Here is a 14,026-nt window from a genome sequence, read left to right as displayed (position 1 = left end):
GCGATGAAATCCGCGCTTGTGATCGACGATCATCCGATCACCCATCTGGGGGCCAGCCGCCTGCTGCGCGACCTGGGATACGACCCGGTCGGGCAGGCCATGTCGGCCGAGGAGGCGCTGTCCCAGATTGCCGGCGATCCTGGCCCCGACCTGATCGTTCTGGACATCAGCCTGCCCGGCGCGAACGGGCTTGATCTGGTCGCGCCGTTGCTGGCGGCCGCCCCCGAGGCGCGCATCCTGGTCTTTTCCATGAACGACCAGACCGGCTTTGCCGCCCGCGCCTTGCAGGCAGGCGCCCAGGGCTTTCTGTCCAAGAATGCGCCGCCCGACGATTTCCGCGAGGCGGTGCGCACGCTCGAGGCGGGCGAATTCTATCTGTCCCCCCGGCATGCCATGGCGCTTGCGACGTTGCGGGCGGGTGCGGCGGCCGATCCCCTGGCTGCGCTGTCGGACCGCGAACGGCGGGTGCTTGGGCTGATCGGGCGCGGCCTCAGCCTTCAGGCCATCGCAGACGAACTGGATGTCAGTTACAAGACGGCGGCCAATACCTCCTCGGCGCTCAAGCGCAAGCTGGGGGTGGACGGAATCAACGGGCTGATGAAATTCGCCCTGGACAGCGGAGTCTGACATGCTGGGATGGTTCACCATGGGAACGGATGCCCCGCCGGGCGGGGCCGACCGGCTGCTGGAACGCCTGTCGGTCCGGCTGGCCGATGCCGGGCTGCGGGTGGCGGGCGCGGTGCAGGTGAACACCGACCGGGGGGCCGACTGCGCCTGCGACATGGATGTGACGGTGATCGGTGACGAGGGTCGGCCCATCCGCATCTCGCAGTCGCTGGGGGCGGGATCGTCGGGATGCAGGCTCGATCCCGGGGCGCTGGAAACCGCATCGGCCCGGGTGGCGGCGCGCATGGCGGGGGCCGAACTGCTGATCCTGCCCAAGTTCGGTCGTCAAGAGGCGGTGGGCCGCGGCTTTCGCAGCGTGATCGCGCAGGCCGTGGCCGAGGGCATCCCCGTCCTGCTGCATGTCCCGCCCGAACAGCGCGCGGCATTCGCCGACTTCTGCGGCGACATGGGACAGGAGCTGGCGCCCGACGATCTGGCCGAGTGGTGCCTGGATCAGGTCGCGGGCGTATCTTGAGCCGTGTCGTCGACGCGCGCGGGCTGGTATGCCCCCTGCCGGTGCTGCGCCTGCGCAAGGCCCTGATGGCGCAGCCCGTTGGCGCGCGGGTCACGCTGCTGGCGACCGATGCCATGGCCGCCCTCGACGTGCCGCATTTCTGCGCAGAAGCCGGGCATCGTCTGGTCGTCCAGCGCAGCGCCGACGACGACGGCGTGACCGAATTCATTATCGAGCGGGGGCCTGCAACCCCTGCCCAGCAGGGATGATCAGACACCGACAATGCTGGCTGTATTTCTGAAAACCCTGCCCTTCTTCGGGCTGATCGGCCTGGGCTGGCTGGCAGCGCGGACGCGCTTTTTTCCGCAGGACGGGGCCGCCTGGCTGACCAAGTTCGTGTTCTATTTTGCCCTGTCGGCCATGCTGTTCCGCTTTGCCGCCCGGCTGGATCTGGCGGCGCTGTTCGACCCGCGCTTTGTGCTGGCCTATCTGGGCGGGTCGCTTGCGGTCTGGGCGATCGGCATGATGACGGCCCGCGCGCGTGGCCTGTCGCTGGCGGAATCCGCGATGGAGGCGCAGTGCTGCATGATCGGCAATACCGGGTTTCTGGGGGTGCCGATGCTGGTTGTGCTGCTGGGCGAACAGGCCATCGGGCCGGTGCTGATGGTGCTGACCATCGACATGGTGGTGTTTTCGACGCTGATCACCCTGATCATTCATGCCGGTCGCAGCGGCGGTCTGCGTCTGGCCAGCGTGATCCCCGTCCTGCGGGGCATTGTCGCCAATCCGATGGTCCTGTCGATGGTGGCCGGGCTGGCCTGGGCACAGATGCGCCTGCCCCTGCCCGGCCCGCTGGACGAGTTCCTGGTGCTGCTGGGCGCTGCGGCCACCCCCGGCGCGCTGTTCGCCATCGGCGCGGGTCTGGCCGGGCGGCGCATCCAACGGCTGGCGGCATCGACCTGGCTGAGCCTGGCCAAGCTGATACTGCATCCCCTGGCCGTGGGTCTGGCAGCCTGGATGATCGGAGTCGAGCCCGTTGCCGCAGGCGTCATGGTCGCCACATCCGCCCTGCCGGTGGCAGGAACTATCTATATCCTGGCCGAGTATTTCGGCGTGGCACAACAGCGGGTGTCAGCCGCCATCCTGATCTCGACCGCGGGCAGTATTGTGACGATCCCGTTGATCATGCTGCTGATCGGACAGGCCTGAAGGAAGGGATTTCGGGGAAACTGGTCGGAGCGAGAGGATTCGAACCTCCGACCCCCTGCTCCCGAAGCAGGTGCGCTACCAGGCTGCGCTACGCTCCGACCGTAGGTGGGGCAGGTAGCGCGGCCCGGGACCGATTGCAAGCCCCGTCAGGGGCGCGGGGGCCACAATCTTTGCAGGATCGTGCTGCGCGGCGCGGTCACGGTTTCCGCCCGGATGCGCGAGGCGATCACCGGGCGGTTCGCCGAATTGCCCCCGCGCCCCTCGCGCCAGACGATGTAGATACCCGAACCGATGATGATGCCGCCGCCCAGTATCGTAGGCAGGTCCAGCGTCTCGCCGAACAGGAACCAGCCATAGCCGGTGGCCCAGAGGATCTGCGAATATTGCATGGGCGCCACGATCGCGGCCTCGGCCGCGCGATAGGCCATGATCAGAAGAAACCCCGCCGCCAGCCCCAGGCAGGCGATCACGCCCGCCAGTGCCAGATCGGGCAGCGCCATCGGGCGGTAGTCCAGCGCCAGAGAGGCGCCGGTGGCTGCGAAATTGCCAAGCATCGGCCACATCAGCAGGACCAGCGGGCGTTCCGACCGGCCCAGCTTGCGGATGATGACCCCCGTCGATGCCGACGCGAGCGCCGCCAACAGCGCGGCCAGATGACCCAGTTCCAGCGGTTGCGCACCGGGACGCAGCACGACAAGAACGCCGGCCAGCCCGGCCGCAACAGCCGCCCAGCGGTGGGGGCCGACCCGTTCCCCCAGGATGGGAATCGACAGGATCGTGATCAGCAGGGGCGCGGCGAACAGGATCGAATAAACCTGCGCCAGCGGCAGTTGGGAAAAGGCGAAGAAGCTGCCCATTCCCGCCACGACACCGGCGATGCTGCGCAACGCGACCCAGCCGGGATTGGCCGGCCGCAAGGTTCCGGGGGTGGGATCGCGCATGATGATGACCATCACCAGCGGGAACGACAGAAGCGATGAAAAGAACAGCACCTGAAGGGCGGGATACTGCGCGCCCAGCACCTTGATCAGAACGTCGTGGGTCGCATAAAGGCCCATGGCCAGCAGGGCCAGGGCCGCGCCGCGGACGTTCGTGGCGGTCTCCATCAGCCTTGCGACAGGGCGGCCACGATCCGGTCGCCCATCTGGGCGGTCGTGACGGGGGTGCCGCCTTCGGGACCCATCAGGTCGGCCGTGCGCACGCCGTCCGCCAGCACCCGCTCGACCGCCCGTTCCAGTTCGACCGCCGCGTCGCCCCGGTCGAAGGAATAGCGCAAGGCCATGGCGAAGGACAGGATGCAGGCGATGGGATTGGCCTTGCCCTGCCCCGCGATGTCGGGCGCGCTGCCATGAACGGGTTCATACAGGGCCTTGGGCCGTCCGTTCGCCATCGGTGCGCCCAGACTGGCCGAGGGCAGCATCCCCAGGCTGCCGGTCAGCATCGCCGCCGCATCCGACAGGATGTCGCCGAACAGGTTGTCGGTCACGATCACGTCGAACTGCTGCGGGCGGCGGACCAACTGCATGGCGCCGTTGTCGGCATACATATGCGTCAGGCCCACGTCCGGATATTCGTTGTCATGAACCCATTGCACCTCCTCGCGCCAGAGGATGCCGGATTCCATCACATTGGCCTTTTCCATCGAACAGACCCTGTTCGACCGCCGCCGCGCCAGTTCAAAGGCCGACCGCGCCACACGGCGGATTTCGCCCGAGGTATAGCGCTGGGTGTTGATGCCGACCCGCCCGCCCTCGTTGTCGGGATTGTTGTCGTCGGAATGGATGCCGCGGGGTTCGCCGAAATAGACGCCCGAGGTCAGTTCGCGCACGATCAGGATATCAAGGCCCGCCACCACCTCGCGCTTGAGGCTGGAAAAATCGGCCAGGGCATCGAAGCACTGGGCCGGGCGCAGGTTGGCGTAGAGGTCCATCTCCTTGCGCAGACGCAGCAGGCCGCGTTCGGGTTTGACGCTGAAATCCAGGTTGTCGTATGCCGGGCCGCCGACCGCACCCAGCAGCACGGCATCGACCGCCTGGGCACGGGCCATGGTCTCATCCGTCAGGGGCGTTCCATGCGCGTCATAGGACGACCCGCCCACCAGCCCGTGGCTGATGTCAAAGGACATGCCGCGATTGGTCCCGAACCAGTCGATGACCTTGGTCACCTCGGCCATGACCTCGGGGCCGATCCCGTCGCCGGGCAGGACAAGAAGCGAATAACGGTCGGACATGCGGGCCTCCTTGCGATGCGGTTCCGGGTTAGCCGGGCCGCCGGGTGGGGTCAAGCAAGGCGGGGGCGTTTCCGAAAAAACCCCGCCATGCGGGCATGGCGGGGCAAGGCAGTTCCCCTTTTGTGGCGGCAGCCAGGGGAACCAGGCGAACCTTGTGGGATCAGTTGGGGAGAGACACCTCGCCCTCCATCTCGGCCCGGATCTGCTGACGCAGGATGTCGATGGGGATCATCCGGCCTTCGCGCCGGAAATGCCAATAGGTCCAGCCGTTGCAGGAAGGCGCGCCTTCCAGCGCAGCGCCGACCTGGTGGATGCTGCCTTTGACGTCGTTGCCGATCAGGCTGCCGTCGGCGCGGACCTTGGCCTTGTGGCGGTTGTTCATGGAAAACAGCTCCTCCCCCGCCCGCAGCATCCCGCGTTCGACCACCTGGCCAAAGGGGATGCGCGGCTCGGCGCGCTTGGCGCGGGTGGTGGACAGGGCGTCCGCGTCCAGACGGCGGGTGCGACCGATGCGCCGTTCCGCGACCTCGCGATAGGCCGGTTCGCGTTCGATGCCGATGAAGTCGCGGCCCAGCATTCTGGCGACCGCGCCAGTGGTGCCGGTGCCGAAGAACGGGTCCAGCACCACGTCGCCGGGATTGGTGGTGCCGATGAGGATGCGGTGCAGCAGCGCCTCGGGCTTCTGGGTCGGGTGGGCCTTGTCGCCCGCTGCATCCTTGAGCCGCTCGCCGCCGTTGCAGATCGGGATCACCCAATCTGACCGCATCTGCGTGCCCTCGTTCAGTGACTTCAGGGCCTCGTAGTTGAAGGTGTATTTCGAGGCTTCCGACTTCGCCGCCCAGATCAGCGTCTCATGCGCGTTGGTCAGCCGCTTGCCGCGGAAATTGGGCATGGGGTTCGACTTGCGCCAGACCACATCGTTCATGATCCAGAAGCCCTGGTTCTGAATCTCGGCGCCGACGCGGAAGATGTTGTGATAGCTGCCGATCACCCAGATGGCGCCGTCGGGTTTCAGCAACCGGCGCGCGGCGGTCAGCCAGTCGCGCGTGAAGGCGTCATAAGAGGCGAAGTTCGAGAACTGGTCCCAGTGATCGTCCACCGCATCGACTTTGGAATGGTCAGGTCTGTGCAGGTCGCCGCGCAGTTGCAGATTATAAGGCGGGTCGGCAAAGATCAGGTCAACGCTGGCGGCTGGAAGCGCCTTCATGACCTCGATGCAATCGCCGGCCAGAATCTGGTTCAGGGGGAGCGGTTGCGCGGCTGCCATGCGCTGATCCTTGATCTTTATCATCATCGCCTCGGGGAAAACTGCCGGCTTTTGCCGGTCTGGTATCCGCTTAAGATGATTCAGAGCCGAATCGGCGTCAATTTCTTTTTTGAATCAAAGGTTTGATGACAAAGGTTTACACAAGATGTTGTGTACCGGTCCGAATGAACGCCGATGATATGGTGTTACGCCCAAATCCATCAGGGCCTGCCGATGCGCCGGCGTCGGGTATCCGACATTGGTTTCCCAGCCATATCCGGGGTGCTGTTGCGCTAAATCCACCATCAGCCGGTCCCGCGCCACCTTGGCCAGGATAGAGGCCGCGGCAATGGTGACGCAGCGGGCATCGCCCGCAACGATGGCTTCGCCGGGACAGGACAGCCCGTGCGGGACACGGTTGCCGTCCACCAGGACATGACAAGGCCGGCTTCGCAGCCCGTCCACGGCCATGCACATCGCCAGATGCGCGGCATGATAGATATTCAAGCGGTCGATGTCATCGACGCCGACATGGACGATGCAATGGTCGCAATGGGCGGCCAGCCATTCGGCCAGAACCTCCCGCCGTTTCGCCGTCAACTTCTTGGAATCGTTCAGTCCCTTGGGGATGTTGCCGGGGTCCAGGACCACGGCTGCGGCGGTGACGGGCCCCGCCAGGGGGCCGCGCCCGACCTCGTCCACGCCCGCTATGCGGCGGGCACCCCCAGCCAGGGCGGCCCGTTCAAAGCTGAAGTCCGGCAATGTCATGCGGTGATGGTGACAGGAGGGACAACGGCATATTCCTCGAGGTTCGCGCCCTCGCCCTCGCGGTCCACGACCAGGAAATCCGCCGGCCGATCCAGCGGCGTCAGCACCCCATGCCAGACCCCGGCGCGCAGGTTCACGCCGGTGCCCGCCGGCACCAGAAAGGCGCGCGGCATCCCCGGCCTGCCGCCGTCATCCGGGGCCACAACCGACAGCCACGCGTCCGGCCCCAGCGGCATGAAGGCCTGGCTGCCCAGCGGGTGCCGTTCCAGCAGCGTGCAGTCATAGGGCAGGCTGACGGCGTCTGACCGGAAGATCGAGATGATCGCCTCGCCCCCCGCCCGTTCGATGGTGGCGAGGGCATGGTGGCGCTCGCAATGGCCTCCATTGATCATCTTGTCGGGGGTGGCGCGCGGGGTCAGCAGATCGCCAAAGGGGGCAAAGGCGTCGGCGGTGATAGGTTCGATGCGGATCTTGGTCATGGAATCCTCCGGTTTCCCGTTCTAGCCCGCAGTCGCCAGCCCGTCGAGGATGCGCGCCAGGATCGCGCGCCGCGTGGCAGGCTTGCGCAGCAGGGCCGCCTCGACCCGCGCGGCACTCGCCATGGCCTTGCAGGCTTGGGAATTTGCGCGCGCCCAAGCCAGCTTTTCAGCGATGTCGCTGCCATGACGCTCTAGCGGGATATAGTGTTTCCACGGCTGGAAGCGACCGGAGTAGAACACTTCCCACCCGTCCTCCTCCTTCAGCAGCACCGAATGCCCGTCGATGGCGCCGATGAAATTCGAGCCGTGGTCATAGCCCGTCAGGCACAACTGATAGCGGAACTGCCGAAAGAAGGCACGATCTCGGCGCGGCGTGCAGTAGGGTGCCAGCAGCGGGTCGGCGGCGAACTCGCGGAACCCCCAGGCCATGACGACGCCCAGGTCGAAATCAGGATGACCCCACCACCGGCGCACAAAGGCCAGCCGGTTGGTGTTGCATAGCCGGTCCCACGCAGCCTGCCGCGCCGCCGGGTCGTCCCCCGCATCCGCGACTTGACGCAGGAACACATGCGCGGCCGGACCCGGCCTGATGCCATCCCGCATCTCGCTGCCCGAAATCATGCCGCGCCAGACGACCTGGTCGCGCTTGTCTTCCCACGGGATCGGGTCGGGGGCGGCATCGTCGAAACCGGGCAGGCCGATGGAATGCTGGTCGGGCAGCGGCCACAGCACCGCGTTCCGCGCGCCGACCCGGCGGTTGTGGCACAGGGTCGGCGCAGCCAAGGGTTCGCCCTGCGGCGATCCGAACCACCGCGAATCCTCCATGTCGATGCGCAGGGGCTGGGCACAGCCCAGGCGCAGGGCGTCGTTGATGACCCCTTCGGCGCGCAGGATCTTGAAGGGACGATCAGGAGCGGACAGGGCGATCCCGTCCCGGACCACGATCCGGCGCGGGGCGCCCTTGCGGTCGGCAACCACCCCCGCGCCGTCCCATCTGGAAAAATATTCCGAAAGACCGGCGTCCGCGCCGGCCTCCGGGCCGGTGCCGGGCAACAGGCCAGACAGGCAGAATGCCGCGACATCCTCGACATAGGCGGGATCGACCTGTTCAGCCTCAGGCTTGGCCAGAGCAGCCGGGTCAATACCGGCTTCGCCGCTTTTGGAAAACCAGCCCGGCGATCCGGCATCCGACAGGATCGGACCCATCCGGGCAGCCAGATCGCCGGGTGTGTCACGATCCAGATTCAGGCGGATCAGGCGGGGGTCGTCACCGAAAAAGGCCTCGACGGCGGCCAGATGATCGGCCCAGTCCGCAGCCCAGATATCTGGCAAATCCGCCGGGCCGCAGCCGCGATGATGGACGTGGCAGCGCGCGACCGCACCCCCGTCGCGGGTCAGGCGGTCGAGGATCCAGTCCTCGGGCCGGCGCAGGGCCAGGATAAAGCGCGCCTGCGGAAAGCGGCCGGCCAGACAGTCAAAATGGCGCCATGCCTCCAACGGCGGGCGCCAATGCGGCGCATGGCGGTAAAGGCCGGAAAACAGCACCGCTCCCGGCCACCGGGTCAGGGGCGCGCCGCCGCTGGCCTTGGCGAACAGCATATCTTCGGCCAGCCGTCCGCCGTCGTGGCAGATGGCAGGGAGGCCGTTCCGGTGGAACAGGTGGGCCAGACGGTCCTCTCCGCAACCGTCCGGGCTGATGTGGAAAAACAGGGGTTCGCCCGTCATCCGCCGATCAGACGCCCCGGTCGCGGCAGCAGGATCGTCAGGATGCCCAGGACGGGCAGGAACGAACACAGCACGAACACTGTCTCGATTCCCCGCGCATCGGCCAGGACGCCCAGGGCCGCAGCGGCGATGCCGCCCATGCCGAAGGAAAAGCCGAAGAACAGTCCGGCGATGGTGCCCGTGCGGCCCGGCACCAGTTCCTGTGCAAAGACCACGATGGCCGGAAAGGCCGAAGCCAGGATCAGCCCGATGACGACCGCCAGCGCCCCCGTCGCCGCCAGCCCGACATGGGGCAGCAGCAACGTAAAGGGCAATACCCCCAGGATCGAGAACCAGATTACCCGCAGCGGCCCGATCCGGTCGCCGACGATGCCGCCCAGAATGACGCCCCCGGCCATGCCGCCCAGGAACAGGAACAGCATGATCTGGGCTCCCTGTGTGCCCAGGCCGAACTTTTCGATGGTGAAAAAGGTGAAGTAGCTGCTCATCGAGGCCGTGTAGATGTTCTTCGTAAAGGTCAGGATCGCCAGAACGGCGATTGCCCGGAACACGATGCCACGAGGATGGCGCAGGGTCGTGTCGGCCCGCATGGTCGTGGCGCGGCGCCGCCCCTCGGCCCAGGCGCCCACATGCCACAGCAGCGCGGCGCCCAGGGCGGCGACAACCGCGAACCAGGCCACCGCCGGGCGGCCCAACGGCACGACGATGAAGGCCGCCAGCAGCGGCCCCAGCGATTGCCCGAAATTGCCGCCCATCTGGAACAGCGACTGCGCCGTGCCGAACCGCCCGCCCGAGGCCAGCCGCGCCACGCGCGAGCTTTCGGGGTGGAACACCGCCGATCCGACGCCGATCAGCATCGCCCCCAGCAGCAGCATCTCGTACCGATGGGCAAAGGCCAGCAGCAGCACCCCGCAAAAGGTCGAGGCCATGCCGAAGGGCAGAGACCGGGGCTGTGGATGGCGGTCGGTGGCCATGCCGATCAGGGGCTGGAGAAGCGAGGCCGTGACCTGAAAGGCAAAGGTCATCACCCCGATCTGCGCATAGCTCAACGCGAATTCGATCCGAAGCAGCGGATAGATGGCCGCCAGCATCGACTGCATCACGTCGTTGATCATATGGCACAGGCTGATCGCGGTCAGGATGCACCAGGCCGTGCCCGGGGCCGCAGCCGGCCCCGCTGTCGATGTCTCGGCGCGCATCGGTTCTCCACCCCCTGACTGCACATCATGCAATAGCAGCGATTCCAAGGGTTTCAAGCGGCTCTCTTATAACCCCCTGCCGGCAGGAACCTGCAGGTTCCCGCCAATTGACGATTTGGATAGCTTCCTTTTGCGTCAACTTTTTCCGAATGTGGCCGGGTTGTATCTTTTTTCGAGTATCATAGTCAGTCGAATGGTTAAAACCTCCGGAAATCTTGTCCGGTCGCTGCGGGCATCAGGTGCGGCCGGGGGTGGCCGGCGCATGAACACGTGGCAATCGGTGCGCGCCTATGTCCTGGACCGCATTCGCAGCCGCGAATGGCCCCCTGGCGAATTGATCCCTACCGAACAGGAGCTGGCGGCCGGCCTTGGCTGTGCGCGGGCCACCGTGAACCGCGCGCTGCGCGAACTGGCCGACATCGGCATCATCGAACGCCGCCGAAAGGTCGGCACACGGGTGGCGACCACGCTTGCGCGCCGCACGGTTCTGGACATGCCTGCGATCCGCACCGAGATCGAGGACATGGGTGCGATCTATGCCTATGCGCTTGCGGGGTTTTCGGTAGAGGCCCCGACCGAGGCGGCGGCCCATGCCCTGCAACTGTCCGCCGGCGACGAAACCGTGGCGATCAAAGCGATCTATTGCGCGGACGACCTGCCGCATTGCTTTGAAACGGTGTGGTTGAATGCACGAGTTCTGCCGCCCCTGAAGCGCGAAGATCTGGAGCGGAAGTCAGCCCATGAATGGCTGGCCGATCGAGTAACCCTGACCCACGGACACTTCTCGATCATGGCCGACCGGGCCGGAGCCGAGGATGCGCGTCATCTGAAGATCGAGGAGGGCACCCCCGTTCTGGCCATCGAGCGCACGAACTGGGCCGACACAACCCCCCTGTCATTTGCGCGGCAGCTTTACCCTCCGCAGCACCGGCTGATGTCAGGGGATTAGGCCAAGGCCCGACACGGACCAAAGCGTCGGCCGTGGCAAAAAGGACAAGAAGGGGTTGGACCAACGGCGTCCTGAACGGGAATTGACCGGATTGTGAACAACGGTCTATCTGGCGATTTTGCGCAGAACCGCCGATGCTGCGCCTGTTCGACGGAGACACCGATGCCCCTCCTTTCCTTCCGATTCCCGCTTGCCGTGATGCTGGCTTCCTTGGGTGCCTTGCCCGCCCTGGCTCAGACCGACCCGGCTCAGGGCGACCCGGCTCAGACCGGCCCGGCCCAAACGAACGATGCCCCGTTTCTGGCGGCCGATGTCGAGGCGGCGGCCTATGGCGGGACGGGGGGGCTTGCGTCGGGGCGTTCGGCGCTGACCACCAAGGTCCAGGTTCTGCTGGATCGGGCCGGGATCTCTCCGGGGGTCATCGACGGCTTCAAGGGCGGCATGAGCCGCAGTGCCCTGATGGCCTTCGAGCGCCGCGCGGGCCTGCCCATCGACGGGGAACTGGACGCCCATGTCTGGAACCTGCTCCAGTCCTTTGCGGCACAGCCCATGACCCAGGACTATACGATCACCGCCGAGGACGCGCAGGGTCTGGTCGATTCGATCCCCACCGACTATGCCGAGAAGGCCCAGATGGAATCCCTGGCCTATACCAGCGTGGCCGAACGCCTGGGCGAGCGGTTCCACATGGACGAAAAGTTCGTCGCCTTTTTGAACCCCGGTGTGGATCTGGTGCCGGGCGCGACGATCAAGGTCATCAATCCCGGTCAGAAACTCAAGGGAACGGTGACGCGCATTCTGGTGGATGTGAATACGCGCCGTGTGGCAGGATTCGGGGCGGACGGGCAGTTGCTGGTAGATTATCCCGCCACTATCGGATCGGCGGCAACACCCTCGCCCTCGGGCAATCATCAGGTGGCCACCATCGCTCTGGACCCCAACTATACCTATAACCCCCAGCGCAATTTTCAGCAGGGTGACAATGACAAGCCCCTGGTGGTGCCGCCGGGTCCGAATGGTCCGGTCGGCACGGTCTGGATCGGCCTGTCCAAGCCCAGTTACGGCATCCACGGCACGCCGACGCCATCGCAACTGTTCGTCAACCAGTCGATGGGCTGCGTGCGGCTGACCAACTGGGATGCCGAGGAACTGGCTCATATGGTCAAGATCGACGGAACCGCCGTCGAATTCCTGCCGTCGGGCGTGACCATCGCCGACAGTCTGGGCATCTCGACCGGTGATATCCCGCCGGCCCAGCCGTTGGAAACGCCGGTGGCCGCAAGCCCGGCCTTGGCCGAGGCCATGCCGGCCGAACCCCAGGCCACTCTGGATTACAGCGATCCCCTGGCGGCCAAAAGGACGCCGGTCGAACCGGTCTACGAGAACACCTCGGAAGAAGCGGCCGATTCGCTGGTCCCAGAGGCCGATCCCCTCAGTCATGCGCTGACCGGGGCCTTGCCCGACGGCTTCGTCGTTCCCCCGGTCAGCGAACAGCCGTGATCCGGGCAGCCGCGATCCTGGCGGCGCTCTGCCTGCCGATGGCGCCCGCTCTTGGGCAGGCCCCCGCTCTTGGACAGGATCGCCCGCCAGAGCGTCCGACGGAACCGTTGTCGGCACCCGCTGCCACGTCCGGGCCTGCCGTCCCCACACCGGACGGCGAACCGGCGGCAGTTCTTGGCCCGCCCCTCCCGCCGGCCTGGTGGCTGTTGCGCGAAACCGACGTCGAACTCGCGGCCTGCAAGGCGGCCCTGACGGCGATGGGAACGGTGTTCCAGGACCAGCCGCCCATTACCGGCGACGAGGATCGGGATTGCGGCATTGCCCGTCCGATCCGGGTCGAACAGATCCTGCCGGGTCTGGCGCTGGAGGGTGGGGCCGTGATGCGCTGTGCCACCGCGCAGGCGTTGGGATCATGGGCACGCGACTTTCTGCAACCGGCCGCGGCGCGGTTGCCGGGCGCGCCGCAGGTCACCGGCCTGCGACTGGGAACCACCTATGATTGCCGCCCCCGCGTGGGGACCGGGCAGGAGGTGCCGAAGCTGTCCGAACATGCCCTTGGCAATGCCATCGACATCGCTGGCGTTGTCCTGTCACGGGGCGACCCCATCGCCATCCAGCCGCGCACCGATACGGGCGATCTGGCCGAGGCATTCCAGGGCACGCTTCGCGCGTCGGGCTGCCTGTTCTTTTCCACGGTCCTGGGCCCGGGATCGAACGCGGCCCATGACGACCACCTGCATCTGGACACCGCCTTGCGTCCCGGCGGCTGGCGGCTTTGTCAGTGATCAGCGGCGGACGCGCTCGAGATCCAGATAGGCCGGATCGAAACGCGACAGCAGCACAAGCCCATTCCAGTCGATGATGACGATGTCAGACCCCGACCAGCGGATCAGGCCCCGGTCGCGCAGGTCGCGAACCGCGCGGTTCACGTGGATGGGCGAATAGCCAAGGATGTCGGCCAACTCGCGCTGCAACAGGGGCAACTGGAATTGTCCACCCGACGCCGCGCCTACTGCGCTGAGCCGCGTGTAGATCTCGCACAGGAGATGCGCGAGATGCGCGCTTGACCGCAGCGAGGCCGCGGCGACCAGCCACTGCCGGTGAATGGCCGCGTCGATCAGCGTCGCCATCCACAAGAGCCGCGTCAGATGCGGAAAGTTCTCGGTGATCTGGATCAGTTCCTCATGTTCGATCAGCTCGACCTCGGTGGGACCGACGGCAATCACCGCGTGATCCAGCCCGGCCAGAATGAAGCCGTGCAGATCGACAAAGTCACCCGGCACATGCAGGGCCGTGATGACCCGGTCATCGGGCCGGCCCACAAGACGATGGGACCGTGCCGACAGCCCGCGCAGCATCATGCAACTGCGCGTTTCCATCACATGGGCGGGAACGATCACTTCTCCGGGGCCAAAGCTGGCATGGGTCGTCCTGATGGCTTTCAGGCGTTCGAGATCCTGTGGAGCCAGATTGTCGCGCTGTTGAAGATAGCGGACAAAGTATTCGGTGATCGCCAATTCCAGCACCCTTTTCCGTTCAACCTGCGACCGTTGCAATAGGCCTTTTCCCTCCATCGAGGTGGCCTTGCAATGTAACATTCA

The 14,026-nt window shown here is 66.1% G+C and carries 15 protein-coding genes and 1 tRNA gene; 7 read left to right on the top strand and 9 right to left on the bottom strand.

Annotation, left to right across the window (positions count from 1 at the left end; translation table 11 throughout):
• Window positions 1–3: 3 nt before the first annotated feature.
• From EYE42_RS03580 to EYE42_RS03565, 4 genes are read left to right on the top strand one after another with little or no spacing between them, the layout of a single operon-like run.
• Entirely contained in the window at window positions 4–627 is a 624-nt protein-coding gene (locus EYE42_RS03580; protein ID WP_130989949.1) for a response regulator transcription factor, read from the top strand.
• A gap of 1 nt (window position 628) precedes the next feature.
• On the top strand, window positions 629–1,141 hold the full coding sequence (locus EYE42_RS03575) for a DUF2478 domain-containing protein (RefSeq protein WP_130989948.1): 513 nt from the start codon (window positions 629–631) through the stop codon (window positions 1,139–1,141).
• Window positions 1,138–1,389 carry a sulfurtransferase TusA family protein gene (locus tag EYE42_RS03570; protein WP_130989947.1) on the top strand — a complete coding sequence of 84 codons (252 nt, stop codon included), beginning with the start codon at window positions 1,138–1,140 and terminating at the stop codon, window positions 1,387–1,389. Before EYE42_RS03575 ends, EYE42_RS03570 begins: the two co-directional genes overlap by 4 nt.
• Before the next feature lie 13 nt (window positions 1,390–1,402).
• Window positions 1,403–2,329 carry an AEC family transporter gene (locus EYE42_RS03565; protein WP_130989946.1) on the top strand — a complete coding sequence of 309 codons (927 nt, stop codon included), beginning with the start codon at window positions 1,403–1,405 and terminating at the stop codon, window positions 2,327–2,329.
• A 21-nt stretch (window positions 2,330–2,350) separates the two neighbouring features.
• Here EYE42_RS03565 and EYE42_RS03560 read toward each other — a convergent pair.
• The 8 genes from EYE42_RS03560 to EYE42_RS03525 all read right to left on the bottom strand — a co-directional run bounded on the left by EYE42_RS03560 (window position 2,351) and on the right by EYE42_RS03525 (window position 9,976).
• Window positions 2,351–2,427, bottom strand: a tRNA-Pro gene (locus EYE42_RS03560).
• 48 nt (window positions 2,428–2,475) lie between these two features.
• On the bottom strand, window positions 2,476–3,435 hold the full coding sequence (locus tag EYE42_RS03555) for a DMT family transporter (protein WP_130989945.1): 960 nt from the start codon (window positions 3,433–3,435) through the stop codon (window positions 2,476–2,478).
• A complete protein-coding gene (gene leuB / locus EYE42_RS03550; RefSeq protein WP_130989944.1) occupies window positions 3,435–4,559 on the bottom strand; it encodes a 3-isopropylmalate dehydrogenase in 1,125 nt (374 codons plus the stop codon). The genes EYE42_RS03555 and leuB overlap by 1 nt, the downstream gene beginning before the upstream one ends.
• Window positions 4,560–4,719: 160 nt before the next feature.
• Window positions 4,720–5,826, bottom strand: coding sequence for a site-specific DNA-methyltransferase (locus EYE42_RS03545; protein ID WP_130989943.1), 1,107 nt, complete (start codon window positions 5,824–5,826; stop codon window positions 4,720–4,722).
• A 114-nt stretch (window positions 5,827–5,940) separates the two neighbouring features.
• A complete protein-coding gene (locus EYE42_RS03540; protein ID WP_130989942.1) occupies window positions 5,941–6,573 on the bottom strand; it encodes a ribonuclease HII in 633 nt (210 codons plus the stop codon).
• Window positions 6,570–7,052 carry an ureidoglycolate lyase gene (locus EYE42_RS03535; protein WP_130989941.1) on the bottom strand — a complete coding sequence of 161 codons (483 nt, stop codon included), beginning with the start codon at window positions 7,050–7,052 and terminating at the stop codon, window positions 6,570–6,572. Before EYE42_RS03535 ends, EYE42_RS03540 begins: the two co-directional genes overlap by 4 nt.
• Window positions 7,053–7,073: 21 nt before the next feature.
• The gene (locus EYE42_RS03530) at window positions 7,074–8,777 is read right to left on the bottom strand and encodes a glycosyl transferase family 90 (protein ID WP_130989940.1); all 1,704 of its coding nucleotides are present in this window, start codon (window positions 8,775–8,777) and stop codon (window positions 7,074–7,076) included.
• Window positions 8,774–9,976, bottom strand: a complete 1,203-nt coding sequence (locus EYE42_RS03525; RefSeq protein ID WP_130989939.1) for an MFS transporter — start codon at window positions 9,974–9,976, stop codon at window positions 8,774–8,776. Before EYE42_RS03525 ends, EYE42_RS03530 begins: the two co-directional genes overlap by 4 nt.
• 262 nt (window positions 9,977–10,238) lie before the next feature.
• Between EYE42_RS03525 and EYE42_RS03520 the strand changes: the two genes are divergently transcribed.
• From EYE42_RS03520 to EYE42_RS03510, 3 genes are all read left to right on the top strand, one after another.
• Window positions 10,239–10,925: a histidine utilization transcriptional repressor HutC gene (locus EYE42_RS03520; protein WP_165455704.1), complete on the top strand. Its 687-nt coding sequence runs from the start codon at window positions 10,239–10,241 to the stop codon at window positions 10,923–10,925.
• Between the two features lie 162 nt (window positions 10,926–11,087).
• Entirely contained in the window at window positions 11,088–12,425 is a 1,338-nt protein-coding gene (locus EYE42_RS03515) for a L,D-transpeptidase family protein (protein WP_130989937.1), read from the top strand.
• Window positions 12,422–13,210 (top strand): extensin-like domain-containing protein, encoded by a 789-nt coding sequence (locus EYE42_RS03510; protein WP_130989936.1) that lies wholly within the window; start codon window positions 12,422–12,424, stop codon window positions 13,208–13,210. The genes EYE42_RS03515 and EYE42_RS03510 overlap by 4 nt, the downstream gene beginning before the upstream one ends.
• Here EYE42_RS03510 and EYE42_RS03505 read toward each other — a convergent pair whose 3' ends face one another.
• Window positions 13,211–13,951: a Crp/Fnr family transcriptional regulator gene (locus EYE42_RS03505; protein ID WP_246020568.1), complete on the bottom strand. Its 741-nt coding sequence runs from the start codon at window positions 13,949–13,951 to the stop codon at window positions 13,211–13,213.
• Between the last annotated feature and the right edge of the window lie 75 nt (window positions 13,952–14,026).

The organism is Paracoccus subflavus (genome assembly GCF_004310345.1).
GTDB lineage: Bacteria > Pseudomonadota > Alphaproteobacteria > Rhodobacterales > Rhodobacteraceae > Paracoccus > Paracoccus subflavus.
Note: the sequence above shows the minus strand (reverse complement) of the source record. Positions and strands in the feature narration are given on the sequence as shown.

Excerpts from the sequence above, each read along its gene's own strand:
- EYE42_RS03580 (WP_130989949.1), top strand. The coding sequence starts at position 4 with ATGAAATCCGCGCTTGTGATCGACGATCATCCGATCACCCATCTGGGG.
- EYE42_RS03575 (WP_130989948.1), top strand. The coding sequence starts at position 629 with ATGCTGGGATGGTTCACCATGGGAACGGATGCCCCGCCGGGCGGGGCC.
- EYE42_RS03565 (WP_130989946.1), top strand. The coding sequence starts at position 1,403 with ATGCTGGCTGTATTTCTGAAAACCCTGCCCTTCTTCGGGCTGATCGGC.
- EYE42_RS03555 (WP_130989945.1), bottom strand. The coding sequence starts at position 3,435 with ATGGAGACCGCCACGAACGTCCGCGGCGCGGCCCTGGCCCTGCTGGCC.
- leuB (WP_130989944.1), bottom strand. The coding sequence starts at position 4,559 with ATGTCCGACCGTTATTCGCTTCTTGTCCTGCCCGGCGACGGGATCGGC.
- EYE42_RS03545 (WP_130989943.1), bottom strand. The coding sequence starts at position 5,826 with ATGGCAGCCGCGCAACCGCTCCCCCTGAACCAGATTCTGGCCGGCGAT.
- EYE42_RS03540 (WP_130989942.1), bottom strand. The coding sequence starts at position 6,573 with ATGACATTGCCGGACTTCAGCTTTGAACGGGCCGCCCTGGCTGGGGGT.
- EYE42_RS03535 (WP_130989941.1), bottom strand. The coding sequence starts at position 7,052 with ATGACCAAGATCCGCATCGAACCTATCACCGCCGACGCCTTTGCCCCC.
- EYE42_RS03530 (WP_130989940.1), bottom strand. The coding sequence starts at position 8,777 with ATGACGGGCGAACCCCTGTTTTTCCACATCAGCCCGGACGGTTGCGGA.
- EYE42_RS03525 (WP_130989939.1), bottom strand. The coding sequence starts at position 9,976 with ATGCGCGCCGAGACATCGACAGCGGGGCCGGCTGCGGCCCCGGGCACG.
- EYE42_RS03520 (WP_165455704.1), top strand. The coding sequence starts at position 10,239 with ATGAACACGTGGCAATCGGTGCGCGCCTATGTCCTGGACCGCATTCGC.
- EYE42_RS03515 (WP_130989937.1), top strand. The coding sequence starts at position 11,088 with ATGCCCCTCCTTTCCTTCCGATTCCCGCTTGCCGTGATGCTGGCTTCC.